The 23,824-nt window shown below is 45.3% G+C and carries 25 protein-coding genes; 14 read left to right on the top strand and 11 right to left on the bottom strand.

Annotated features, from left to right (window positions below; genetic code table 11):
* The first annotated feature begins 7 nt into the window (after window positions 1-7).
* Window positions 8-1,129, top strand: a complete 1,122-nt coding sequence (gene gerKB / locus NYE22_RS20135) for a spore germination protein GerKB (protein ID WP_014475796.1) — start codon at window positions 8-10, stop codon at window positions 1,127-1,129.
* A gap of 104 nt (window positions 1,130-1,233) precedes the next feature.
* On the opposite strand, the gene NYE22_RS20130 is transcribed toward gerKB, so the two are convergent.
* On the bottom strand, window positions 1,234-1,914 hold the full coding sequence (locus tag NYE22_RS20130) for an ABC transporter ATP-binding protein (protein ID WP_128746918.1): 681 nt from the start codon (window positions 1,912-1,914) through the stop codon (window positions 1,234-1,236).
* 15 nt (window positions 1,915-1,929) lie between these two features.
* A complete protein-coding gene (locus tag NYE22_RS20125; protein WP_342412088.1) occupies window positions 1,930-3,390 on the bottom strand; it encodes an ABC transporter permease in 1,461 nt (486 codons plus the stop codon).
* A 212-nt stretch (window positions 3,391-3,602) separates the two neighbouring features.
* On the opposite strand from NYE22_RS20125, the gene yclJ reads away from it, so the two are divergent.
* The 4 genes from yclJ to phrC all read left to right on the top strand — a co-directional run bounded on the left by yclJ (window position 3,603) and on the right by phrC (window position 7,111).
* On the top strand, window positions 3,603-4,286 hold the full coding sequence (yclJ, locus tag NYE22_RS20120; RefSeq protein WP_015482792.1) for a two-component system response regulator YclJ: 684 nt from the start codon (window positions 3,603-3,605) through the stop codon (window positions 4,284-4,286).
* Entirely contained in the window at window positions 4,273-5,694 is a 1,422-nt protein-coding gene (yclK, locus tag NYE22_RS20115) for a two-component system sensor histidine kinase YclK (RefSeq protein ID WP_080121165.1), read from the top strand. Before yclJ ends, yclK begins: the two co-directional genes overlap by 14 nt.
* Before the next feature lie 162 nt (window positions 5,695-5,856).
* On the top strand, window positions 5,857-7,005 hold the full coding sequence (rapC, locus tag NYE22_RS20110; RefSeq protein WP_342412087.1) for a response regulator aspartate phosphatase RapC: 1,149 nt from the start codon (window positions 5,857-5,859) through the stop codon (window positions 7,003-7,005).
* Window positions 6,989-7,111 carry a phosphatase RapC inhibitor PhrC gene (gene phrC, locus NYE22_RS20105; RefSeq protein ID WP_003224994.1) on the top strand — a complete coding sequence of 41 codons (123 nt, stop codon included), beginning with the start codon at window positions 6,989-6,991 and terminating at the stop codon, window positions 7,109-7,111. Before rapC ends, phrC begins: the two co-directional genes overlap by 17 nt.
* Window positions 7,112-7,210: 99 nt before the next feature.
* On the opposite strand, the gene NYE22_RS20100 is transcribed toward phrC, so the two are convergent.
* From NYE22_RS20100 to NYE22_RS20090, 3 genes are all read right to left on the bottom strand, one after another.
* Window positions 7,211-7,300, bottom strand: coding sequence for a YjcZ family sporulation protein (locus tag NYE22_RS20100; RefSeq protein ID WP_015482794.1), 90 nt, complete (start codon window positions 7,298-7,300; stop codon window positions 7,211-7,213).
* Window positions 7,301-7,381: 81 nt separating this feature from the next.
* On the bottom strand, window positions 7,382-7,495 hold the full coding sequence (locus NYE22_RS20095) for a YjcZ family sporulation protein (protein WP_014478831.1): 114 nt from the start codon (window positions 7,493-7,495) through the stop codon (window positions 7,382-7,384).
* A 152-nt stretch (window positions 7,496-7,647) separates the two neighbouring features.
* Window positions 7,648-9,012 (bottom strand): aspartate kinase, encoded by a 1,365-nt coding sequence (locus tag NYE22_RS20090; RefSeq protein WP_032726529.1) that lies wholly within the window; start codon window positions 9,010-9,012, stop codon window positions 7,648-7,650.
* Window positions 9,013-9,396: 384 nt separating this feature from the next.
* Between NYE22_RS20090 and yclN the strand changes: the two genes are divergently transcribed.
* The 4 genes from yclN to yclQ are packed head-to-tail and all read left to right on the top strand — an operon-like array spanning window position 9,397 to window position 13,014.
* The gene (yclN, locus tag NYE22_RS20085; protein ID WP_014475804.1) at window positions 9,397-10,347 is read left to right on the top strand and encodes a petrobactin ABC transporter permease YclN; all 951 of its coding nucleotides are present in this window, start codon (window positions 9,397-9,399) and stop codon (window positions 10,345-10,347) included.
* Window positions 10,340-11,287: a petrobactin ABC transporter permease YclO gene (gene yclO, locus NYE22_RS20080; protein WP_003246705.1), complete on the top strand. Its 948-nt coding sequence runs from the start codon at window positions 10,340-10,342 to the stop codon at window positions 11,285-11,287. The genes yclN and yclO overlap by 8 nt, the downstream gene beginning before the upstream one ends.
* Window positions 11,281-12,039, top strand: coding sequence for a petrobactin ABC transporter ATP-binding protein YclP (gene yclP, locus NYE22_RS20075; RefSeq protein WP_014475806.1), 759 nt, complete (start codon window positions 11,281-11,283; stop codon window positions 12,037-12,039). The genes yclO and yclP overlap by 7 nt, the downstream gene beginning before the upstream one ends.
* A gap of 21 nt (window positions 12,040-12,060) precedes the next feature.
* On the top strand, window positions 12,061-13,014 hold the full coding sequence (gene yclQ / locus NYE22_RS20070) for a petrobactin ABC transporter substrate-binding protein YclQ (RefSeq protein WP_046160056.1): 954 nt from the start codon (window positions 12,061-12,063) through the stop codon (window positions 13,012-13,014).
* Between the two features lie 46 nt (window positions 13,015-13,060).
* Here yclQ and NYE22_RS20065 read toward each other — a convergent pair whose 3' ends face one another.
* From NYE22_RS20065 to NYE22_RS20050, 4 genes are all read right to left on the bottom strand, one after another.
* Complete coding sequence (locus NYE22_RS20065) at window positions 13,061-14,479, bottom strand: MDR family MFS transporter (protein WP_120027775.1); 1,419 nt, start codon at window positions 14,477-14,479, stop codon at window positions 13,061-13,063.
* Between the two features lie 19 nt (window positions 14,480-14,498).
* Entirely contained in the window at window positions 14,499-15,377 is an 879-nt protein-coding gene (locus tag NYE22_RS20060) for a TetR/AcrR family transcriptional regulator (RefSeq protein ID WP_026009826.1), read from the bottom strand.
* A 163-nt stretch (window positions 15,378-15,540) separates the two neighbouring features.
* On the bottom strand, window positions 15,541-16,290 hold the full coding sequence (locus tag NYE22_RS20055) for an NADPH-dependent oxidoreductase (RefSeq protein WP_342412086.1): 750 nt from the start codon (window positions 16,288-16,290) through the stop codon (window positions 15,541-15,543).
* Between the two features lie 16 nt (window positions 16,291-16,306).
* Window positions 16,307-16,594, bottom strand: a complete 288-nt coding sequence (locus NYE22_RS20050) for a putative quinol monooxygenase (RefSeq protein WP_003234477.1) — start codon at window positions 16,592-16,594, stop codon at window positions 16,307-16,309.
* A 139-nt stretch (window positions 16,595-16,733) separates the two neighbouring features.
* Here NYE22_RS20050 and NYE22_RS20045 point away from each other — a divergent pair, with 139 nt between their 5' ends.
* Window positions 16,734-17,048 carry a metalloregulator ArsR/SmtB family transcription factor gene (locus NYE22_RS20045; protein WP_003234476.1) on the top strand — a complete coding sequence of 105 codons (315 nt, stop codon included), beginning with the start codon at window positions 16,734-16,736 and terminating at the stop codon, window positions 17,046-17,048.
* A gap of 1 nt (window position 17,049) precedes the next feature.
* On the opposite strand, the gene gabR is transcribed toward NYE22_RS20045, so the two are convergent.
* The gene (gene gabR / locus NYE22_RS20040; protein ID WP_041850698.1) at window positions 17,050-18,489 is read right to left on the bottom strand and encodes a transcriptional regulator GabR; all 1,440 of its coding nucleotides are present in this window, start codon (window positions 18,487-18,489) and stop codon (window positions 17,050-17,052) included.
* Between the two features lie 106 nt (window positions 18,490-18,595).
* On the opposite strand from gabR, the gene gabT reads away from it, so the two are divergent.
* The 4 genes from gabT (at window position 18,596) to gdh (ending at window position 23,154) form a co-directional block, all read left to right on the top strand.
* Entirely contained in the window at window positions 18,596-19,906 is a 1,311-nt protein-coding gene (gabT, locus tag NYE22_RS20035) for a 4-aminobutyrate--2-oxoglutarate transaminase (protein WP_342412085.1), read from the top strand.
* A gap of 68 nt (window positions 19,907-19,974) precedes the next feature.
* Window positions 19,975-21,363 (top strand): succinate-semialdehyde dehydrogenase, encoded by a 1,389-nt coding sequence (gabD, locus tag NYE22_RS20030; RefSeq protein ID WP_021481750.1) that lies wholly within the window; start codon window positions 19,975-19,977, stop codon window positions 21,361-21,363.
* Between the two features lie 122 nt (window positions 21,364-21,485).
* Window positions 21,486-22,349: a glucose uptake protein GlcU gene (glcU, locus tag NYE22_RS20025; RefSeq protein ID WP_026009827.1), complete on the top strand. Its 864-nt coding sequence runs from the start codon at window positions 21,486-21,488 to the stop codon at window positions 22,347-22,349.
* Window positions 22,350-22,368: 19 nt separating this feature from the next.
* On the top strand, window positions 22,369-23,154 hold the full coding sequence (gene gdh / locus NYE22_RS20020; RefSeq protein ID WP_003246720.1) for a glucose 1-dehydrogenase: 786 nt from the start codon (window positions 22,369-22,371) through the stop codon (window positions 23,152-23,154).
* Between the two features lie 43 nt (window positions 23,155-23,197).
* On the opposite strand, the gene NYE22_RS20015 is transcribed toward gdh, so the two are convergent.
* Window positions 23,198-23,812: a DUF1775 domain-containing protein gene (locus NYE22_RS20015; protein ID WP_014475816.1), complete on the bottom strand. Its 615-nt coding sequence runs from the start codon at window positions 23,810-23,812 to the stop codon at window positions 23,198-23,200.
* Window positions 23,813-23,824: the final 12 nt, after the last annotated feature.

Below are 23,824 nucleotides of genomic sequence, written 5' to 3'. Positions count from 1 at the left end.
GTGACAGATGGAAAAAGCCAGAATAAGCATAAGGCAGCTGTTTGTCATGATTATCATTTTTGAGCTGGGCAGCTCCTTATTGATTACACCCGGATCAATGGCGGGCAGGGATGCTTGGATCGCAGTTCTGTTGGGGTGTGCGGCCGGTTTGTTTCTTTTCTATTTGTATCAAGGAATTTATCAATGTTACCCCAATTCTTCTCCGAAAGAATATATGGATGATATGCTGGGAACCAAGCTGAGCTGGCTGTTTTCATTTCTCTATATTTTGTACTTTGCCTATATTGCCGCAAGGGTCCTGCGTGACTTTGGAGAAATGCTGCTGACATTTGCTTATCATGATACACCTATCATTATTGTAAATGGTTTATTAGTGATAGTTAGCATATACGCTGTAAGAAAAGGAATCGAAGTGCTCGCCCGCGCGGCTGAGCTACTTTTCGGAGCCATGTATTTACTGGGCGCGATCGGCCTCGTGCTGATTGTTGTCTCAGGTTCTATAGACCCGCATAACTTAAAACCGGTTTTGGCAGACGGCTTTTCTCCTGTCCTTTACTCAGTTTTCACTCAGACCATGTACGTTCCGTTTGGCGAAGTCGTTTTATTTGTGATGATTTTCCCTAACCTGAATGACAGAAAAGATGTGAAAAAAATGGGGATGATTGCCATAGCTATTAGCGGATTGGTTGTGGCGCTCACCGTGGCGATTAATATCAGCGTGCTTGATGTTGATCTTACACTCAGATCCCAGTTCCCGCTTTTAAGCACGATCCAGACAATCAAGGTCGAAGAATTTTTAGACCGGCTCGATGTCTTTTTTATGCTGGCGCTGATCATCGGCGGCTTCTTTAAGGTTAGCCTCTACTTATATGCCACTGTGGTTGGGACATCTACGCTCTTTAAGGAAAAGAACCCCTCTCAATTGGCTTATCCGATGGGATTGGGCATCTTAATCCTTTCTATAACGATCGCGACTAACTTTTCAGAGCACTTGAACGAAGGCTTGAAAGTGGTGCCGCTGTATATTCATTTGCCTTTTCAATTATTGTTTCCGCTCTTTCTGTTTATTGTGGCTGTTTGGAAAAAGAAACGAAGAGAGAAGTCAAAAGGGACAGGAGCAAAAAAATGATAAAAAGAGCGGGGGGATGCAGCCGCCGCTCTTTTTATGTTCACTTCTATATAAAAGGGGGATATAGGGTGCGCCCCTGTCTGCACTGGCAGAGGCGCGTTTTGTTATACGACTGCGATGTTTTCCTTCACAGTAAAGCTTCCTCTTGAAAGTCTGATATTGATGTCTGACACTTTTGCAATTTGTTCATCGTGCGTCACCATGATGACACATTTATTTTCCTTGTGTGCCAGATCTTGAAAGAGCCGTACGATCTCTTTTGATGTGTCCTCATCAAGGTTTCCGGTCGGTTCATCGGCTACGATAAGATTCGTGTCACAGCAGAAAGCCCTTGTAATTGATACCCGCTGCTGCTGTCCGCCGCTCAGTGTGAGCACTTTTTGCCGGGCTTGTTTTTCGTTGATGCCAACCTTCTGCAGCATGTCAAGCGCATATGATTCTTTGTTCTTTTCTTTAGAACCTGTGATTTCCATAGCGGTTGTGACGTTCTGCAAAGCCGTCATATACGGGAGCAGGTTGTACGCCTGAAAGACGATTGATACATATTGATTTCTGAAATTGGTTAAGCCGATTTTAGAAACCGCTTTTCCGTCGCAAAGGATGTTTCCTTCTTTTGGTGCGTCAAGTCCGCCTGCCAGAGACAGGAAAGTGGTTTTCCCCGTCCCTGATGTGCCGACGATTGTGTAGAATTTTCCTTTTTGAAAGCTGATGTTAATATCCTGAAACAATGGCTGGCTTTTGTCTTTATACCAGTAGCCGACTTGTTGAAATTGTAATAAGCTCATAGGTTCCGCCTCTTTCTATTCCTGTTTTGTCAATATCGTTTTCGGATGAAGCCGCAGTACTGAAATTGACGGCAGCAATGTTGCAATGATTGCGATTAGGATGCCGATCCCGCCCAGAATAAGCATGTCGTTCATAGAAACCGCGACGTTCAGTGAATCGATAACGTCTACGTTTGATGAACTGTGGCCGAACATTTTGCCGCCCATGCCGCCACCGCCGCCGGGCATTTGTCCGCTTGCGGTTTGCGTTGAATCGGTTGATGAACTGATTTGCTGGGATAAAAGCTGATTTCCAAGCTGATTCGCGACGAGATTTCCCGTCACAGATGCAAGGCCGATAGCGATAACGGCCACAATCAGAATCTCAGTCAAGAACTGTCCAATCAATTTCCATCGTTTTTCACCGATGGCCATTAACACGCCTATTTCGTATTTGCGCTCCCTGATTGACATCATGACAATCAGGCCAAGAATGACGGCGCCTGCCACTGATACAAGATACACCACGTTTTTAGAGAAAGAAGCCACATTTTCAATCGGTCCGACCATTTGCTGGTAAAGCTGATCGTTTGTATTCAGTGTGTACGTATCAAAGTCAATTGATGTTTTCTTCGCTGCTTTTACGAAAGCATCCATATTTTTCGCGTCGTCCATATAGTAAACAGCTGAGTCAACCGTATTTTTATAGTCGTCGCCTTTCAGCGCCGCTGTTGCTGTGTAAGGCGTATAAAGCTTGTTATAAGGATTTAAGAAAGAGAAATTTTGGGCTTGGTCATCACCTGAAGATGTTGTTTTATAAATACCGACGATCTTCAGCTTTACTGTTGTATCCTCATCCGTTGCTGATTCAATTGTGATCGAATCGCCAACGCTTAAATCATTTTCTTCCGCTAATGTTTCATTGATGACTGTTACTTTTTTGCCGACATCTGATTTTGTAATCGCGCGTCCGTCTGTGATTTTTGAATCCCCGTCAGAGAAATCATCAACTAATGCTGTGCTGATGACACCTTCAATAGAAAGATCGGCTTGAACCATTTGCGGTCCGCCTTGTCCGCCACCTTGGCTGTTTTTAGCGTTTGAGCTTGAACTGCTGGAGCTGGAATCACTTGAACTAGAGCTTTCAATCGCATCAAAGTTTCCCGCGTTGGCTGAAGCTGATGTGGTGTAATTGTAGCTCTTCACATGATCAAGCGCTGCAAGCTTATTCGCATCAGACACTTTGATCGGTGTGGATTCGAAGCTGCGTTTTTCACCGCTGTCCTGCTGTTTTTCCATTTGTTTTTGGCGGTCAACCTGAAGTGTCACGCTTCCGCCGAGTTCCTGTCTGGCCAGTTCGCTTGACTTTTGTGCTGCCGACTGGATGGTGAGGCCTGATAGAACAAAGACACATATGACTGTAAACACAAATAATTGCAATAACGTTTTTCCCTTTTTAGCCTTCATATTCCAAAAGGCCCGTTTGATAAAGTTCATTTATGTTCCTCCGCATTGGTATTTTTATTGATAAGACCGCCTCTGGGGCGCGTCCCCTTGCTGATAAATTAATAGTAGTCCAAAGGTATGAAAAAAATATGAACAATCTATTTCTAGTTGATGAAATAAAAACTAACAATTGTGAAACGCAAAACCTTCTGTTTAAAATGGTGCTATTATATAAAAAAGCATCAAAACAACCGGAGGATATAATGAAAATATTAATGATAGAAGATAATGTTAGTGTATGTACGATGACGGAGATGTTCTTTTTTAAAGAAGGTTTTGAAGCGGAATTCGTTCATGACGGGTTAGAAGGGTACCAGCGTTTTACGGAAGAAAATTGGGATCTGATCATTTTGGATATCATGCTTCCATCTATGGACGGCGTGACCATCTGCAGAAAAATAAGAGAGACAAGCACGGTGCCGATTATCATGCTGACTGCCAAAGACACTGAATCAGATCAGGTCATCGGGTTTGAGATGGGGGCGGACGATTATGTCACAAAGCCGTTCAGCCCGCTGACATTGGTTGCCCGCATCAAAGCCGTCATCAGAAGATACAAGGCGACAGGCAAAGCTGTTATTGATGAAGATATGATCGAATCAGAATGCTTTACCATTAATAAGAAGACGAGAGAAGTATTATTAAACGGAGAGCCTGTAGAAAATCTCACGCCGAAGGAATTCGATCTGCTTTATTACCTTGTCCAAAATCCGCGGCAGGTGTTCTCCAGAGAACAGCTGCTCGAGCAGGTATGGGGCTATCAGTTTTATGGAGATGAACGAACGGTTGACGTTCATATCAAACGGCTGCGTAAAAAGCTTGCCAGCGAGGACAAGCCTTTCCTGTATACTGTGTGGGGAGTAGGGTATAAATTTGATGAAGATTAAATATTTATATCAGCTGCTGCTAAGCCATATCAGCATTTTGATTTTAGCGTTTGTCATTATCATTTCTCTGTTTTCCCACTTTGTGAAGGAATTTGCCTATCAGAACAAAGTAGAGGAATTGACGTCATATGCGGTGCAGATTGCAAATGAATTCCAAGCCGGCCAGGTGGACATGCGCAGGCTCTATCCTTATCAGGACATGTTAAGCACAAGAAAGACGCAGTTTATCATCTTTAATGAAGAGCAGCAGCCCTATTTTCTTCCTGAAGGCTTTCATCACCCACCAAGGGAACAGCTGAAGAAATCAGAATGGAATAAACTAAAAAAAGGGCAGACTGTCATGATCAGGGCAGATGGCCGTTTTGATGATGAAGTGTCACTTGTGGCGCAGCCTATATTTGTTCAGAACGAATTTAAAGGCGCCGTTCTGCTGATTTCTCCGATTAGCGGTGTTGAACAGATGGTCAATCAGGTCAACCTCTATATGTTTTACGCTGTGATCAGCACGCTTGTGATTACGATTCTCGTGAGTTGGCTTCTGTCCAAATTCCATGTCAAGCGGATTCAAAAGCTGAGAGAAGCGACAGATAAAGTGGCTTCCGGCGATTATGACATCCATTTGGAAAACAGCTACGGGGACGAAATCGGCGTACTGGCGTCTGACTTTAATATCATGGCGAAAAAACTAAAGCAGTCAAGGGATGAAATCGAGCGCCTTGAGAAGCGGAGAAGGCAGTTTATCGCTGACGTGTCACATGAATTAAAAACACCGCTGACGACGATCAACGGTTTGGTTGAAGGGCTGAACAGCCATACGATTCCTGAGGATAAGAAGGATAAATGCTTCTCGCTGATCAGTGAGGAAACGAAGCGCATGCTGCGGCTCGTAAAAGAAAATCTGGATTATGAAAAAATCAGATCCCAGCAAATTACCTTGAACAAGCTAAACGTTCCTCTGATCGAGGTGTTTGAAATCGTGAAAGAGCACTTGCAGCAGCAGGCGGAAGAAAAACAAAACAAGCTGATGATCCAGGTAGAGGATCACGTCATCGTACATGCCGATTATGACCGGTTCATTCAAATTCTCGTCAACATTACGAAAAACAGCATCCAATTTACGCAAAACGGTGACATTTGGCTGCGCGGAATGGAAGGTTATAAAGAGACGATTATTGAAATTGAAGACACGGGTATCGGCATTCCAAAAGAGGATATTGAGCATATTTGGGAGCGATTCTATAAAGCAGATATTTCAAGAACGAACACAGCATACGGTGAATACGGACTCGGTCTCTCGATCGTCAGGCAGCTCGTTGAAATGCACCAGGGCACAGTAGAAATCAAGAGTGAAGAAGGGAAAGGCACAAAGTTCATCATCCGCCTTCCTTTAACGGCAAAACAGCAATAGCATACAGGGCGGCGCATCAACTGATGCATCCGCCTTTTTTGCACACCGCTTCGGTTTATTGCGTGCTCCCGAAAACAAAGATTGCGTGTTTTTCGGGTTGGGACGGTCTATAAACATGATAAAATATGACATAAACAGTTTTTGATGGGAGAGGGTGAAGGAATGAAGAGCGGGGTAATTCCTTCTTCAGCGGTCGGTCAAAAAATTAACGAGTGGTACAGATATATCCGGACATTCAGCGTGCCGGATGCCGAAGTGTTAAAAGCTGAAATCCAGCATGAACTGAAACACATGCAGCATGATTCCAACTTGCTGCTTTATTATTCACTAATGGAATTCCGGCACCAGCTTATGCTGGATTATCTTGAGCCGTTAGAGAAATTAAATATCGAAGACCAGCCAAGCCTGTCTGAATTATCAAGAAACATTGACAGCAACCAGGCAGATCTCAAAGGGCTGCTCGACTATTACGTGAATTTTTTTCGCGGGATGTATGAATTTGATAAGCGGGAATTTATTTCTGCCATTACATACTATAAACAGGCGGAGAAAAAGCTCTCCTTTGTCGCAGACCATATTGAACGGGCTGAATTTTATTTTAAAATCGCGGAAGCTTATTATTATATGAAGCAAACGTATTTTTCATTGATTAATATAAAAAACGCCTATGAAATTTACGTGGAGCAGGAAACCTATAATGTGAGAATCATTCAGTGCCATTTCGTGTTCGGGGTCAACCTGATGGATGAAAGAAATTTCGAACAAGCCGCACGCCATTTCAAATTGGCGCTCAACATGGCCCAAGCGGAACAAAAAGCCCAGCTGGTTGGAAGAGCATACTACAATCTCGGGTTATGCTATTACAATCAAGACCTTCTAGACCCTGCCATTGATTACTTTGAAAAAGCGGTCTCCACATTTGAAAGCAGCAGGATCGTCAATTCTCTCCCGCAAGCCTATTTTTTAATCACCCTGATTTATTATAAACAGGGAAAACATGATAAAGCTTCGGAATATCACAAGCGGGGCTATGAATATGCTAAAGAAACAGACGATGCAGACTATGCCGTAAAATTCGAGTTTTTACAATCCCTATATCAGGATCAGCCCAATGAAGAAGGAATCGAACGATGTTTCCAGTACTTAAAAAATAAAAATATGTACGCTGATATAGAGGATTTAGCCCTAGAAGTAGCAAAATATTACTATGAACAGAAATGGTTTAAACTGTCTGCTTCCTACTTTCTACAAGTTGAAGAGGCAAGAAAACAAATACAAAGGAGTGAAGGTTTGTATGAAATTGAAATCTAAGTTGTTTGTTATTTGTTTGGCCGCAGCCGCGATTTTTACAGCGGCTGGCGTTTCTGCTAATGCGGAAGCACTCGACTTTCATGTGACAGAAAGAGGAATGACGTAAGAACAAGCCCCTTCTCATTAGCGAGAAGGGGTTTTTCTTTTCAAAAAAACACCGCAGGACATAGTCTTGCGGTGCCGCCTTCATGGAGATTACGTTTATTTAGTAGCCTCCTACAAATGCAGTTCCCACAATGATCAAGAGGATAAATAACACAACAATCAAAGCGAAAGAAGTTCCGTAACCTGACATTTTGTGTACCTCCTTGCGAGATTGCTTCAGCATATACTGCAAAACTGTGGCAGACAGGGTTCCGCAGAGACGGTCAGCAGCTTAGTAGCCGCCAACAAACGCAGTCCCTACGATAATTAAAAGAATAAACAATACAACGATTAAAGCGAAAGAACTGATGCCGCCGTAACCGCCGCCGTTAGAGTATCCTGACATAAGGTTTCACCTCCCTATGAAGGATACTATAAGATATGCTGAACCGATCCATTTGGCAGGGATAATAGTGGACAAGAGAAAAAATGAAGAATTCGGCTATATGAAGGTGATATAAAAAATAGCGGGCGCTGCCGCCCGCTATTTATGTACGATTAAGAGATCAGCACGCCCGCGAAAAATTCCTGGTATAACGCTTGGACGGCTTTTCTTTCTTCGGCTTCTTTTACGCCAAACATCATGCTCACTTCAGAAGATCCCTGATTGATCATTTCGATATTCACCTGTGCCTCTGATAATGCTTTGGCGGCTCTTGCCGTTGTACCGACATTGTGGCGCATCGCTTCCCCTACAACCATAATCAGGGCGAGATGATGCTCGACGATGACTTCATCGGCATGCAAATCCTCTTCGATCCGTTTGATGACGCTGCGTTCAGTGGCGGCATCCATTTGCCCCTGCCGTAAAATGATTGTCATGTCATCGATTCCCGATGGAACATGCTCATACGTCAAACCATGCTCCTCCAGGATGTGAAGGGCTCTGCGGCCAAAACCGATTTCTCTGTTCATGAGATACTTGCTGATATAAATGCTGCAAAAACCGGTGTCGCTGGCAATGCCGACGACAGGCCCGTTTGTGTTATCCCGCTTGCTGACGACGCGGGTGCCTTCGGCTGAGGGGTTGTTCGTATTTTTGATCTGAACAGGAATCCCCGCTCTGAATGCCGGAATGAGCGCTTCATCATGAAACACTGAAAAACCCGCGTAGGACAGCTCCCGCATCTCTCTATATGTCAGCTCGCTGATTTCCTTTGGATTCTCAACGAAGGACGGATTGACAGAATACACAGCGTCTACGTCTGTAAAGTTTTCGTACAAATCGGCTTGTAGTCCGTTGGCAAGAATCGAACCGGTAATATCAGAACCGCTCCGTGAGAATGTGATCACATCGCCATCCTTGCTGAATCCGAAAAAACCGGGAAAAATGATGAGTCCGTCACGTTCCCGAAGACGATAGAGGTTTTGATAGGATTCAGGAAGAACTTGCGCGTTGCCGGGTTCATTTGTCACAAAGAGGCCAGCATCCTTCGGGTTTACATATTCCGCTTTGACGCCTTTATAACGGAAGTAAGCGGCGATCAGCTTGGCATTGTTATCCTCTCCGCTGGCCTTGACTGCGTCAAGGTATTGCTCGGGATTGCTTTTATCTCCTTCTAAAAGCGTAAACAGATCATTTCTGATTTTTTCGATAATGCTTTGCCCCAGCTGAAGCTCATTGGCGATGAGAGCGTACCGTTCCACAACTGCTTCCGCCAGTTCAGGTGCGCTGCCTGTTGCCAAATATTGTTCTGCACATGCGATTAAGAGATCAGTCACTTTCGTATCCTCGGCATAGCGTTTTCCCGGAGCTGAAACGACTACAGCTTTCCGTGCCGGGTCTGAGGTAACGATGTGAAACACCTTGTCAAGCTGGGCGCCTGAAGCAAGTGAGCTGCCTCCGAATTTAACGACCTTCATGTTTACATCTCCTAATGTTTAAAATTTTCACACAAATTTAGTATTTATTATCTCTCTTTCAGTACTGTAAATCAAGGGGGAATTTCTATCCAGGGAGAACATTTGTATTTTCCACAAGGAATAATGTTAGGTTTGCTGACCGTATACCTGCGTTATAAAGATAAATATGGTAAACAGCCTAACGTTTTGGGATGGAAAATGGTTAGAATGATTAGTAAAATGGATAAATGACTAGGTTAATATTTTTAAAGAATATTGACTAACCCTAGAAAAATGGTAATATGTAAATGATAATGATAATCAATTACTATATGGCCATATTGTTTTGAGTCCTTGCGGAGTAGGAGATACGTTCTTTTTGCTGTAAGGATGTAAGGAGGCAGCATGAAGCTACGTTACTTATTTATTCTACTTATCATATTAGCAGTCACATCTGTATTTATCGGTGTAGAAGATCTGTCGCCGCTTGATCTCTTCGATTTAAGCAAACAAGAGGCGTCAACGCTGTTTGCAAGCCGTTTGCCGCGATTGATCAGCATTGTCATCGCGGGATTAAGCATGAGCATCTGCGGTTTGATTATGCAGCAGATCAGCAGAAATAAATTCGTGTCACCGACGACGGCGGGCACGATGGATTGGGCTCGGCTCGGCATTTTAATTTCCTTGCTGCTGTTTACATCGGCCAGTCCTTTAATCAAAATGCTGGTCGCGTTTGTCTTTGCCCTTGCAGGAAATTTTCTGTTTATGAAAATCCTTGAAAGAATCAAGTTTAACGACACCATCTTTATTCCGCTTGTCGGTTTAATGCTCGGGAATATCGTCAGTTCAATCGCGACATTTATCGCATATAAATATGACTTGATCCAGAATGTGTCATCATGGCTGCAGGGAGACTTCTCTTTAGTCGTGAAAGGAAGATACGAGCTTCTTTATCTGAGTATTCCGCTCGTCATCATTGCCTATGTGTATGCGGATAAATTCACATTGGCCGGTATGGGTGAAAGCTTTTCTGTCAACCTCGGCCTGAAGTACAAACGGGTTGTGAACATCGGGCTCATTATCGTGTCCCTGATCACGTCCCTTGTCATTTTGACTGTCGGTATGCTGCCGTTTCTCGGTTTAATCATCCCGAATATTGTATCGATTTACAGAGGAGACAATCTGAAGAGCAGCCTGCCGCATACTGCGCTGTTGGGAGCGGTGTTTGTGCTGTTTTGCGATATACTGGGCAGAATCATTATCTTCCCTTATGAAATCTCGATTGGCCTGATGGTCGGAATCATCGGCAGCGGCATTTTCCTGTTTATGCTGTTAAGGAGAAAAGCCTATGCGTAACCAGATGAAAATAGCTTTGCTCGTTGGTTTAGCCATTGTATGTATTGGCTTGTTTTTGTTTTATGACTTAGGCAATTGGGATTACACCCTGCCGAGACGAATCAAAAAAGTCGCTGCCATTGTGCTGACTGGGGGAGCGATTGCGTTTTCGACCATGATCTTTCAAACGATTACGAACAACCGCATCCTGACGCCGAGCATTTTGGGCCTTGATTCTCTCTACATGCTGATTCAGACTGGCATTATCTTTTTGTTCGGTTCTGCGAATATGGTCATCATGAATAAAAACATCAACTTTATCATCTCTGTTCTGCTGATGATACTGTTTTCTCTTGTTTTGTATCAGATCATGTTCAAGGGTGAGGGGAGAAATATCTTTTTCCTTCTGCTTATCGGAATCGTGTTTGGCACGCTATTCAGCAGCCTGTCTTCCTTTATGCAGATGCTGATTGATCCGAATGAGTTCCAAGTTGTGCAGGACAAGATGTTTGCCAGCTTTAACAATATCAATACGGATTTGTTATGGCTTGCGTTCATCATCTTCCTGCTGACAGGCGTTTATGTCTGGCGTTTTACAAAATTTTTCGATGTGCTGTCGCTCGGACGCGAGCACGCCGTGAATTTGGGTATTGACTACGACAAAGTGGTGAAGCAGATGCTGATCGTGGTTGCGATTTTGGTTTCTGTTTCAACAGCGCTAGTCGGGCCGATTATGTTTTTAGGCCTTCTGGTTGTCAACCTGGCGAGAGAATTCCTGAAAACATATAAGCATTCATACTTAATCGCAGGCTCCGTTTTCATCAGCATCATTGCGCTGGTCGGAGGGCAGTTTGTGGTTGAGAAAGTGTTTACCTTCTCAACGACGCTGAGTGTCATTATTAATTTTGCCGGCGGGATTTATTTTATCTACTTGCTGTTAAAGGAGAATAAATCATGGTAGAGGTCAGAAATGTAAGCAAACAATATGGCGGGAAAGTTGTTCTTGAAGAGACGTCAGTCACGATTCAAAAGGGCAAAATCACCTCGTTTATCGGTCCTAACGGCGCCGGCAAAAGTACGCTGCTGTCTATCATGAGCCGCCTGATCAAAAAGGATTCCGGCGAGATTTACATAGACGGACAAGAGATTGGAGCATGTGACAGCAAAGAGCTTGCCAAGAAAATGAGCATTTTGAAGCAGGCGAACCAAATCAATATCAGGCTCACGATCAAAGACCTCGTTAGTTTTGGCAGGTTTCCGTACTCACAGGGCCGGCTGACAGAGGAAGACTGGGTTCATATCAACCAGGCGCTCAGCTATATGAAGCTGGAAGACATTCAGGACAAATACCTCGACCAGCTAAGCGGCGGACAATGCCAACGGGCATTTATCGCCATGGTCATTGCCCAGGACACCGATTATATCTTTCTGGATGAGCCGCTGAACAATCTGGATATGAAACATTCAGTTGAAATTATGAAACTGCTGAAACGGCTGGTAGAGGAGCTTGGAAAAACGATCGTCATCGTTATTCACGATATCAATTTTGCTTCAGTCTATTCTGACCATATCGTCGCTTTGAAAAACGGCCGAATCGTAAAAGAAGGACCACCTGAAGAAATGATAGAAACATCAGTACTTGAGGAAATCTACGATATGACCATCCCGATTCAGACGATTGATAATCAAAGAATAGGTGTCTATTTTTCTTAATATATAGAAGAGGTGAAGAGCATGAAAAAGTTCGCATTACTATTCATCGCTTTGGTGACAGCAGTTGTGATTTCTGCATGCGGAAACCAAAGTACAAGCAGCAAAGGTTCTGATTCTAAGGAAGAACAAATCACGGTGAAACACCAGCTGGACAAAAACGGAACAAAAGTACCGAAGAGCCCTAAAAAAGTTGTCGTATTTGACTTTGGAAGCTTAGATACACTAGATAAACTTGGACTTGATGATAAAGTAGCGGGACTGCCGAAACAAGCCCTTCCTAAATATCTGTCCAAATTCAAGGATGACAAATATGCTGACGTCGGAAGCTTAAAAGAGCCAGACTTCGAGAAAGTGGCAGATTTAGACCCTGACTTGATCATTATCTCAGGAAGACAATCTGAGTCTTACAAAGAATTCTCTAAAATTGCGCCGACAATTTATCTTGGCGTAGACACAGCGAAGTATATGGAATCATTTAAGTCTGACGCAGAAACAATCGGTAAGATCTTCGATAAAGAAGATGAAGTGAAGGATGAACTCGCAAAAATCGATCATTCAATCGCAGATGTAAAGAAAACGGCTGAAAAGCTTAACAAAAACGGTCTCGTCATCATGGCGAACGACGGGAAGATCAGCGCATTCGGTCCTAAATCAAGATACGGCCTGATCCATGACGTGTTCGGCGTGACACCGGCTGATAAAAACATCAAAGCGTCTACTCACGGACAAAGCGTTTCTTACGAGTACATTTCAAAAACAAACCCGGATTACCTGTTTGTCATTGACCGCGGTACAGCGATCGGTGAAACATCATCTACTAAACAAGTCGTTGAAAATGATTATGTGAAAAATGTAAACGCAGTGAAAAATGATCATGTCGTCTACCTTGATTCTGCTACTTGGTACTTATCAGGAGGCGGTCTTGAGTCTATGGCACAAATGATCAAAGAAGTGAAAGACGGTTTAGAAAAGTAAAACCAAAAAGAGCCTCCGCTAAGTAGCGGGGCTCTTTTTTTGTTAATCAGCGTGCCGGCTGCCGTTCGGCAGGGCGCTGAGGTTTCTTTAATGTGAATGAGAGAAGGAAGCCGACAAGTGCAATGACGGCAGCCACAATAAAAGCGGCATTCATGCCGTGCAGGGCGGCGTGCTTTACATTTGTCGTGCCTGCATGTGCCGCCTGGTTGCTCATCACGGAAACCAATAGTGCGGTTCCGATCGAGCCGCCGACTTGGCGAATCGTGTTGTTCATCGCAGTTCCGTGCGGAATCAAGTGGCGCGGCAGCGCGTTGATTCCGGCTGTTGTCACCGGCATCATGATCATGGCGGTGCCTAAGAGACGAACGGTGTATAAAACGACAATCCAAGCGAGTGACGTATGGTCAGTCAGCTGCATAAACGGCAGAGATGTCAGGAAGATGATGCAGAAACCGGCAATCGCCAGCCCTCTTCCGCCGACACGGTCAAAAATTCTGCCGATAATCGGCGACATAAAGCCCATCACAACGGCTCCCGGAAGGAGCATAAGCCCTGTATCAAAAGCTGTGACGTCTCTGACATTTTGTGTATAAAGCGGCAGGATGGTTTCTGTACCGATCAATAATGCAAAGACGAGGGTTCCCAGCAGTGTTGTTAAGCTGAAAACGCCAAACGTGAAGACGCGGAATTCCAGCATCGGTTTTTCAAGCTTCATTTGTCTTGTGATAAACAAGAGCAGCGCGATGACACCCACCAGCAGTGAAATCAAGACGGTTGAACTGGACCAGCCATAAGAGCCGACGCTTGAGAAGCCGTACAGAAGGCCGCCGAACCCAAATGTTGAAAGGATGACTGATAAAATATCAATCTGTGTTTTTCTTAAAGTCGTCACGTTTTTCATCAGGATGCTGGCAAGAATCAAATCAATCACAGCAAACGGAAGAATAATATAAAACAATGATCTCCAAGAGAAAGCTTCGACAGCCCATCCGGAAAGAGTCGGTCCGATCGCAGGCGCGAATGAGATGACCAATCCGACCATACCCATAGCCTGGCCGCGCTTTTCAATCGGAAAGATTGTCAGGAATACAGTCTGCATGAGCGGCATCATAATGCCGGCTCCAGCCGCTTGAATGATACGCGCTGTCAGCAGAACCGGGAAGTTCGGCGCGAACGCTCCGACGACTGTTCCGGCAGTGAAAATGCTCATTGCTGTGATGAGCAGCGCCCGGCTTGTGAATTTCTCAATTAAAAACGCGGTAATCGGAATTAAAATCCCGTTGGTTAACATAAATGATGTGGTCAGCCATTGTGCTTGGTTGGCATCGACATTGAAATCCCTCATGATATGGGGAAGTGCGGTAATCAACAATGTCTGGTTCAAAATCGCCACAAACGCTCCGGCTAACAAAATGCCGACAATGACAGAACGGTTAAAAGGTTTTTGTTCAATACTTGTGTTCAATACATATCCCTTCTTTTCTCTAAGTAATTAACAGTGTTTTTAACATGGAAACGGGCTGTGTTAAAACACCGGTTTGTTCCAGATAGCCAATCAGTGATTTGAGTAAAAAAGCGCGGGGTTCTTCCTTCTTCGCTTCTTCCTCCAGCATAGCGGCTGCGGATGTCAGTTCATCTACGTCATAGTCCGCGGCGGACAGGGAAGAGATGCCTTTATGTAATTCCTTCAGGCTTTCCGATAATAGGACTGATTTATCCTTTGGCTTGTAGGAGGATGCTGATTGAATATAAAGCTCGATGGCTTCGGGCGGAAGAAGAGACTGGCGGGTTTCCCTGTTTTTGATAATCTGATTGAGGGTGCTGATGATAAACTCTGCGATCGGGTCAAGCTCAAGCGGTTTTTCCTCGATTTTGATCAGCATTAAAAACTCACGCATCATGCCGTGAAGAATGATAACCAAATCCCACACAAACGGGAGAATGGTTTCTCCATACGCCTGGATCAGCGAATCGCGGTGCCAGCAGATAATCGTCGATCTGGTCTGATGGATATGCTGTTTGACCCGGTCATTGTGCAGCTTGGGGTTTCCGTAGGTCAGCATATTGAAAAACTGCTGATTCCGCCTGAAGCCCTCCAGTTCCATTTTGACCTTTTGCGTCAAACGCTCCTCCGGTGTAAGTGCGGTATTTTCCTGAAGTCTTGAGGCCGCGGCCACCATTTGCTTCTGGTTAAATGACAGCAGCTCCAAAAGCAGATCTTCTTTAGATTGAAACAGCTTATATATCGAAGCTTTTGACATCTTACATTCTTCTGCGATCGCCTGCATGGAAACCGACGTAAAATCCTTTTCCGAAAAAAGCTTTCGCGCGGCTAACAAGATATCTGTTTTTTTATCAAGCATCTCATGGCTTCCTTCTTTCTTGAACATTAGAAAACCCATTGGTTCACAGAAAACCAATGAGTAACAATGAAAAAATTTTACCAGATAAACAAAATAGAAGTCAATGGATTTTAACCGGGTAAATGAAAGGCCTGCCGGAAAATCCGACAGGCCGAATAAGAGCTTATTTTTCAACTTTAAATCCTTGTTTTTCAAGCATTTCACGGATGTGCGGATAGTACAGGCGCTCATAGTAGGAAGCGATGCTCTGTGACCAGTTTCTTGTTTCTTTTCCGTTTGTCCGTTTATTCATGTATTCAGACATCTGTTTGTCGTATGCCTGAATGTGAGACGTCAGCTCATCCTGATTCAAATAAGTTTCCTGATGATTGACAGCTTCCTGCGGCAAGCGCGGTTTTTTCGCTGAACGGTCGGCAGGATGCCCAATGACAAGGCCGGATAAAGGGAACACGTATTTTGGAAGCTCAAGCAGTTCGATCAGCTCTTGAGGGTTTCCACGAACTGCACCGATCGGAACTGTGCCAAGTCCGAGTGACTCGGCCGCTGCTGTTGCTGTGCCGAGGGCAATACCAGCGTCTACTGCGCTGACAAGAACAGATTCCAATCCATTTGTGATTTCCATTTTGAAATCATGCAGATCTTCAAGCGCAATTTTGGCCCGGTTGAAATCTGCGCAGAACAGCAGGAAAACAGGAGCTTGATCAATCCATGGCTGGCCGCCTGCCAGCTCGGAGATTTTCTTTTTGCGCTCTTTATCCTGGACTGTGATCACAGTCACTTGCTGTCCGTTGATAGAAGAAGGGGCTGATTGCACCGCTTCAATGATTTGGTCCAATTGCTCCTGAGCTACAGGCTCATCTGTGTAGCTGCGAATCGAGCGGTGGTCTGTTAAAGATTTAATCACTTCATTCATATGAGACACCCTTCCTTTACTCGCTAAGCTCTGTGCGGACAACATCAAGAGGAGCGCTCAGCAGTTCTTTTCCTTTTGCGACAAACCCTTGGAAATGCGCAGTTTCGTTATGGAATTTCATTGCCGCTTCATCTTTCCATTTTTCAAGCATGACAAATGTATTTTCTTCGCCTACTTTTTCAAATAGGTCGTATTGCGCGTTGCCTTCCTCAGCTCTTGAATGCTGAACAAGTGATTGAGCCTCGCTCAAAAATTCCTCGCGTTTTTCTGGTTTTACTTTGATGTAAGCTTGTAATACGATCATTTAAATCTCCTCCGTTGTTATGCGAATTTATTGTTCGAATTTCATCGAACTAAATGTAACATGTATTCTAAATGAGGTAAAGGAAAAACCCTTATATAGTAAAATTGTCATTCTAATTGTTGTATGATACATTTGTGTCATGAACATTCCAAACCATCCAGAAACAGAAACATTGCAGCTGACAAAGGTTCTTCATGCACTTAGTGATCCGCTTCGTTTAGAGCTCGTCAAGCAATTAGCTGAAGCAAAAGAAAAAACGTGCAGCACCTGTGCAGATGTGCAGGTTGCCAAATCGACTTTGTCGCATCATTTTAAAGTTTTGAGAGAATCAGGCATCGCTCAAGTTCGGATAGAAGGAAAGCGCCGGTATTATTCGCTTCGCGCTGAAGACCTTGAAAAGGCATTTCCGGGACTGCTTGAAGCCGTGCTGAATGTAGACCAGGACCGCTGGTGAATCAATCCCCTGTAACGGGGATTTTTTTATGTCCGTAAACCGCTTTGAAAAGCCGCTGCACACCCTCCTGAATATCTTCTTCCTTCAGCCGTGCAAAGCCGATAATGAGAGCGGGCCTGCCCGTTTGCCGCTTGTTTTCCTTCAAGTTAAATCGGCTCATTCCGAATATTTCAAGCTGCAGCCCGGCAGCATGTGACAGGATGTCTTGTTCGGTGCGCCTGGTATCAAATTCGGTAACAAAATGCAGCCCCGCATTTGCTCCTTTTACGGTAACTTCTCCGCTGAACTCTGCTTCTAAAGCGGTGATCAGGCGTTCTCTCTTTTCTTTATAATGCTGCTTCATTTTTTTTATATGCTTCTGATATTCACCAGACTCAATAAATTCCTGCAGGGTGAGCTGTGTAAGTGATGAGCAAGTCTGCAGATCATAGCCCCGCTGTTTGTATGTCCTCAACAGCTCAGGCGGCAACACCATATAGCTGATCCGCAAGCCGGGGAGAAGGGACTTTGAAAAGGTTCCCATATAGATGACATTTTGAAAACGGTCGAGGCTTTGCAACGCCGGAATACTGTCTACATCATATGTGAATTCACTATCATAATCGTCCTCAATGATATATCGGCGCGGCTCCTCGGCTGCCCAGTTCAGCAGCTGAATTCTTCTGGATACAGGCATAATCGTTCCGGACGGAAACTGATGCGACGGGGTGGTCACCAGCACATCTGGCTGCTGTCTGGTGATTTCAGCAATCGACATGCCCTTTTCATCCAGCATGATCGTCTTGACTTGTTTTCCGGCATTCTTCAAAAGCTGATACATGCGCCTGTAGCCAGGCTCCTCCATCGCATACACGGCTTCCTTGGGTAAAAGCTCAGTCAACAGCTGCATGAGCACCTGTGTGCCTGCCCCTATGATCATTTGTTCGGGCCTGCATTTTACACCCCTCGTCAGGGAAATGAGCCTGGTAATGGCCGCTCTCACTTCATATATCCCTTGCGGATGTGACATATCGCCGAGCGTGCGGTATGAGCGGGAGGCCGCTTTTTGCTCGCAGCGGAACCAGCTTTTGATCGGAAAATGGTCTGTATCGGAACTCATGTGTGAAAACGATATCCAATCGCTCTGGTCGATGTGAATCTCTTTTAGATCATCCGGCAGTGCAAATGGAGGGTGTTCCTCGGCGGAAAACATGTCTAGTTCCTCCACGAAGAAACCCTTTCGTTCAATGGCGTACAAATACCCTTCAGCCAGCAGCTGCTGATAGGCTGAATTCACTGAATTTACGCTGACCTTGAGATTTTCAGCCAGCTCCCGCTTGGAGGGAACCTTCGAGTGAGGCAGCAGATTGCGGCTGAGGATTTCTTTTTTCAGCTTTTGATAAATTTGCTGATAGATATAATCGGCTTGCTCTGAACGATCGAGTGTAATTGTGATATCCATTTTGTAGTTTCTCCTTCTGATACCATCAAAAAGTTATAATTGGTACTTTTCATCATACCAAAGAGAAGTCAGAATGATAAGAAAATACCGACAGGGGGATATTCACATGAGTCAAACAACAGCAAGCATCACAACTGCACAATGGCAGCAAAAACGGGATCAATTTGTGTCAAAAGGTGTGAGCAACGGCAACCGCAGTCTCGCGGTCAAAGGAGAAGGGGCCGAGCTGTACGATCTGGATGGCCGGAGATTTATTGATTTTGCAGGCGCCATCGGCACGTTAAATGTCGGACACTCGCATCCGAAGGTGGTTGAGGCTGTGAAGCGGCAGGCGGAGGAGCTGATTCATCCTGGTTTTAATGTCATGATGTATCCGTCTTATATCGAATTAGCAGAAAAACTGTGCGGCATCGCGCCGGGCAGCCATGAGAAAAAAGCGATTTTTCTTAACTCAGGGGCGGAAGCAGTCGAAAACGCTGTGAAAATCGCCAGAAAGTATACAAAGCGTCAAGGCGTTGTCTCATTTACGCGCGGGTTTCATGGACGCACGAATATGACGATGAGCATGACAAGCAAGGTAAAACCTTATAAATTCGGTTTCGGGCCTTTTGCGCCAGAGGTTTATCAAGCGCCGTTCCCTTATTATTATCAGAAACCGGCCGGCATGAGTGATGAAAGCTATGACGATATGGTCATTCAAGCATTCAATGATTTCTTTATCGCTTCAGTGGCGCCTGAAACGGTGGCGTGTGTCGTGATGGAGCCAGTGCAGGGAGAAGGCGGATTTATTATTCCTTCGAAACGGTTCGTACAGCACGTCGCTTCATTCTGCAAAGAACACGGCATTGTTTTTGTTGCTGATGAAATCCAAACCGGCTTTGCCAGAACTGGCACTTATTTCGCAATTGAGCACTTTGATGTAGTGCCCGATCTGATCACGGTTTCTAAATCGCTTGCGGCAGGCCTGCCATTAAGCGGTGTGATCGGGCGTGCGGAAATGCTTGATGCGGCAATGCCTGGGGAGCTGGGCGGCACGTATGCCGGCAGCCCGCTCGGCTGCGCGGCGGCTTTGGCAGTCTTGGATATTATCGAAGAAGAAGGACTGAATGAGCGATCTGAAGAAATTGGCAAAATCATTGAAGACAAGGCGTATGAGTGGAAACAAGAATTCCCGTTCATCGGTGACATCCGCAGGCTCGGGGCGATGGCCGCAATCGAAATCGTCAAGGATCCAGACACGCGTGAGCCTGATAAAGCAAAAGCAGCAGCGATCGCGGCCTATGCGAATCAAAACGGATTACTTTTGCTGACAGCGGGAATTAACGGTAATATCATCCGCTTTTTGACACCGCTCGTCATCTCAGACAGCCTTTTAAATGAAGGGCTCAGCATCCTGGAGGCGGGCCTGCGAGCTTAATCATTGGAAAGAAAACGGCTGGGTCTGCTATCATTTTAAGTAATCATGAAAAGAAAGGAATGTTCAATATGCCAGATCAATTAACGGTCTACAACCCGGCTACGGGCGAGGAGATCAAAACGATTCCTCAGCAATCAGCCAAAGAAGTAGAAGAAGCCATTGAACGTTCACATCAAGCGTTTAAAACGTGGTCTAAAACATCAGCGAACGAAAGAGCGTCTCTTTTGAAAAAGTGGTATGAGCTGATTGTTGAACATAAAGAAGAGCTTGCAGATTTAATTACAAAGGAAAACGGAAAACCATACCAGGAAGCAGTCGGCGAGGTACTTTACGGCGCAGGCTATATCGAATGGTTCGCAGAGGAAGCGAAGCGTGTGTACGGAAGAACGGTCCCGGCCCCGACAACGGGTAAACGAATTGTTGTCACACGCCAGCCGGTCGGCCCCGTTGCTGCTATCACCCCCTGGAATTTCCCGAATGCGATGATTACACGCAAAGCGGCGCCTGCTCTTGCCGCTGGGTGTACATTTATCATCAAGCCGGCGCCGGACACACCGCTGTCTGCTTATGAACTAGCGCGCCTCGCATATGAAGCGGGCATTCCGAAGGATGTTCTTCAGGTTGTAATCGGCGATGGAGAAGAAATCGGAAATGTGTTCACAAGCAGTCCGAAAATCCGCAAAATCACGTTCACAGGCTCAACACCTGTGGGGAAAATCCTTATGAAAAACAGCGCGGACACCGTGAAGCACGTCTCAATGGAGCTCGGCGGACACGCCCCGCTGATCGTAGATGAAGATGCAGACATTGACCTTGCCGTTGAACAGGCGATGGCGTCCAAATACCGAAACGCCGGCCAAACCTGCGTATGCGCCAACCGCCTGATCGTTCATGAATCCATTAAAGATGAATTTGCTGCGAAACTGAGCGAGCAAGTGTCTAAGCTGAAAGTCGGAAATGGACTTGAGGAAGGCGTCAATGTCGGACCAATCATCAACAAACGAGGCTTCGAAAAAATCGTCAGCCAAATTGATGATGCGGTTGAAAAAGGCGCAAAAGTGATTGCTGGGGGCACATATGACCGAAACGATGACAAAGGGTGCTACTTTGTGAATCCGACAGTGCTCACCGATGTCGATACGTCCATGAACATCATGCATGAGGAAACATTCGGACCGGTCGCCCCGATCGTCACGTTTTCTGATATTGATGAAGCGATTCAGCTTGCCAACGATACACCGTATGGCTTGGCTGCTTACTTCTTCACAGAAAACTACCGCCGCGGCATCTATATTTCCGAGAATCTAGAGTATGGCATTATCGGCTGGAATGACGGCGGACCGTCAGCGGTTCAAGCGCCATTCGGCGGAATGAAAGAAAGCGGCATCGGCCGTGAAGGCGGTTCAGAAGGTATCGAGCCGTACCTTGAAACAAAATATTTGTCCATCGGTTTATAAAAGAATGCACGCTCCTGAGAGCTGCTGGATTTTCCGGCAGCTCTTTTTGTGTTCCGGCGAATAATCACAACAATTCCAGCCAAAATAACAGCAAATACATTTTGAAAGAAGGTTCCCCAACAATGGATTTATTATTGGCTCTTCTCCCGGCTTTGTTTTGGGGGAGCATTGTTCTCTTCAATGTGAAATTAGGCGGCGGGCCGTACAGCCAGACACTGGGAACGACGATCGGGGCACTTATTGTTTCTATCGTTATTTACTTTTTTGTTCAGCCCGTTCTGTCGCTTCGCATTTTTATTGTTGGAATCGTATCCGGCTTATTTTGGTCACTTGGACAGGCCAACCAGCTGAAAAGCATTCAATTGATGGGCGTGTCGAAAACAATGCCGATTTCCACAGGAATGCAGCTCGTTTCCACCTCGCTGTTCGGTGTGATCGTGTTCCGCGAATGGTCAACACCGATTGCGATTACGCTTGGCGTTCTCGCTTTGATCTTTATCATTGTGGGAATCATTCTCACGTCCTTGGAAGATAAGAATGATAAAAAAGAGGGCGAGCCAAGCAATTTGAAAAAGGGCATTTTGATTCTCCTTGTTTCGACTCTTGGTTATTTGGTTTATGTAGTCGTGGCTAGATTATTCAATGTGTCCGGCTGGTCCGCGCTGCTGCCACAGGCAATTGGCATGGTGGTCGGGGGGGTAGTTTTAACCTATAGACACAAACCCTTTAACAAGTATGCGATTAGAAATATTCTCCCAGGGTTAATCTGGGCAGGCGGAAATATGTTTTTGTTTATTTCTCAGCCGCGAGTCGGCGTTGCAACGAGCTTTTCCCTTTCACAAATGGGAATTGTCATTTCTACGCTCGGCGGTATTTTCATCCTGCGTGAAAAGAAAACGAAACGCCAGCTTATAGCAATTGCAATCGGAATTATCCTGATTATTGCCGCCGCCGTATTCTTGGGAATCGCCAAAACAAATTCATAACAAATGGAGGAGGATCTATATGTATCCGGATTTAAAAGGAAAAGTCGTCGCTATTACAGGAGCTGCTTCGGGGCTTGGAAAGGCAATGGCCATTCGCTTCGGCAAGGAGCAGGCAAAAGTGGTTATCAACTATTATAGTAATAAACAAGATCCAAACGAGGTAAAAGAAGAGGTCATCAAGGCGGGCGGTGAAGCTGTTGTCGTCCAAGGAGATGTCACGAAAGAGGAAGATGTAAAAAATATCGTGCAAACGGCAATTAAAGAGTTCGGCACACTCGATATTATGATTAATAATGCCGGTCTTGAAAATCCTGTGCCGTCTCACGAAATGCCGCTCAAGGATTGGGATAAAGTCATCGGCACGAACTTAACGGGTGCCTTTTTAGGAAGCCGTGAAGCGATTAAATATTTCGTAGAAAACGATATCAAGGGAAATGTCATTAACATGTCCAGTGTGCACGAAGTGATTCCTTGGCCGTTATTTGTCCACTATGCAGCAAGTAAAGGCGGGATAAAGCTGATGACAGAAACATTAGCGTTGGAATACGCGCCGAAGGGCATTCGCGTCAATAATATTGGGCCAGGCGCGATCAACACGCCAATCAATGCTGAAAAATTCGCTGACCCTAAACAGAAAGCTGATGTAGAAAGCATGATTCCAATGGGATATATCGGCGAACCGGAGGAGATCGCCGCAGTAGCAGCCTGGCTTGCTTCGAAGGAAGCCAGCTACGTCACAGGCATCACGTTATTCGCGGACGGCGGTATGACACAATATCCTTCATTCCAGGCAGGACGCGGTTAAACAAAAAAAGCGACCCAGACATGACATCTGGATCGCTTTTTTATTAGGCGCGCTTTTTCTTTACAAGTGCTGCTACAGATAAAATAATGGCAGCCGCAGACAGCACAATCGCTGTAATGTCTAGAGCTGAAGAACCTGAGTTTTCGGAATCGTCTTCTGTTTTCGTGGCGCCGTGCTCATCTGTCACTTGTTTTGCAGACGTGATGTTTGTAATGGAATGAGGTGTATCGGCATCCTCGTCACCTGTCCACTCAACAATGCTGCCGTCTTTGTAATATTGGTATGCGTCCCAAGCAGCTTCCTCCGCTTTGTCAGGGTTTTTGGCAACAAAGGTAAACTGCTGGAACTGTCCTTCCTGAATGCCTCCGTCAGTCGCCTCCCATGTCACGGACACTGATTTGTCATCATGTTTTTGAGTGGAAACCTTCCAGCCCGGAATTGGCTCATATTGCTGGAATTCAACATCCTTCGGCATTTTGAGGACAACCTTCGTTGTCGGCAGATTCTTCTCAGAAGGAACCTTCATTGTATACGTTTCCCAAGAGCCTGCAGCAGACTCAGCCGGTTTTACAGAAACATGCGCGCTGGCAGGGGCCGTAAAGAATAAGAGGGAGCCGACAATAGCCGGACATAGTGTCAATGCGATTTTTTTCAACAACGTAAACACTCC

Origin of the sequence: Bacillus sp. FSL K6-1560 (genome assembly GCF_038592935.1) — a bacterium.
GTDB lineage: Bacteria > Bacillota > Bacilli > Bacillales > Bacillaceae > Bacillus > Bacillus subtilis.
This window is presented reverse-complemented; position numbering and strand designations above follow the sequence as displayed.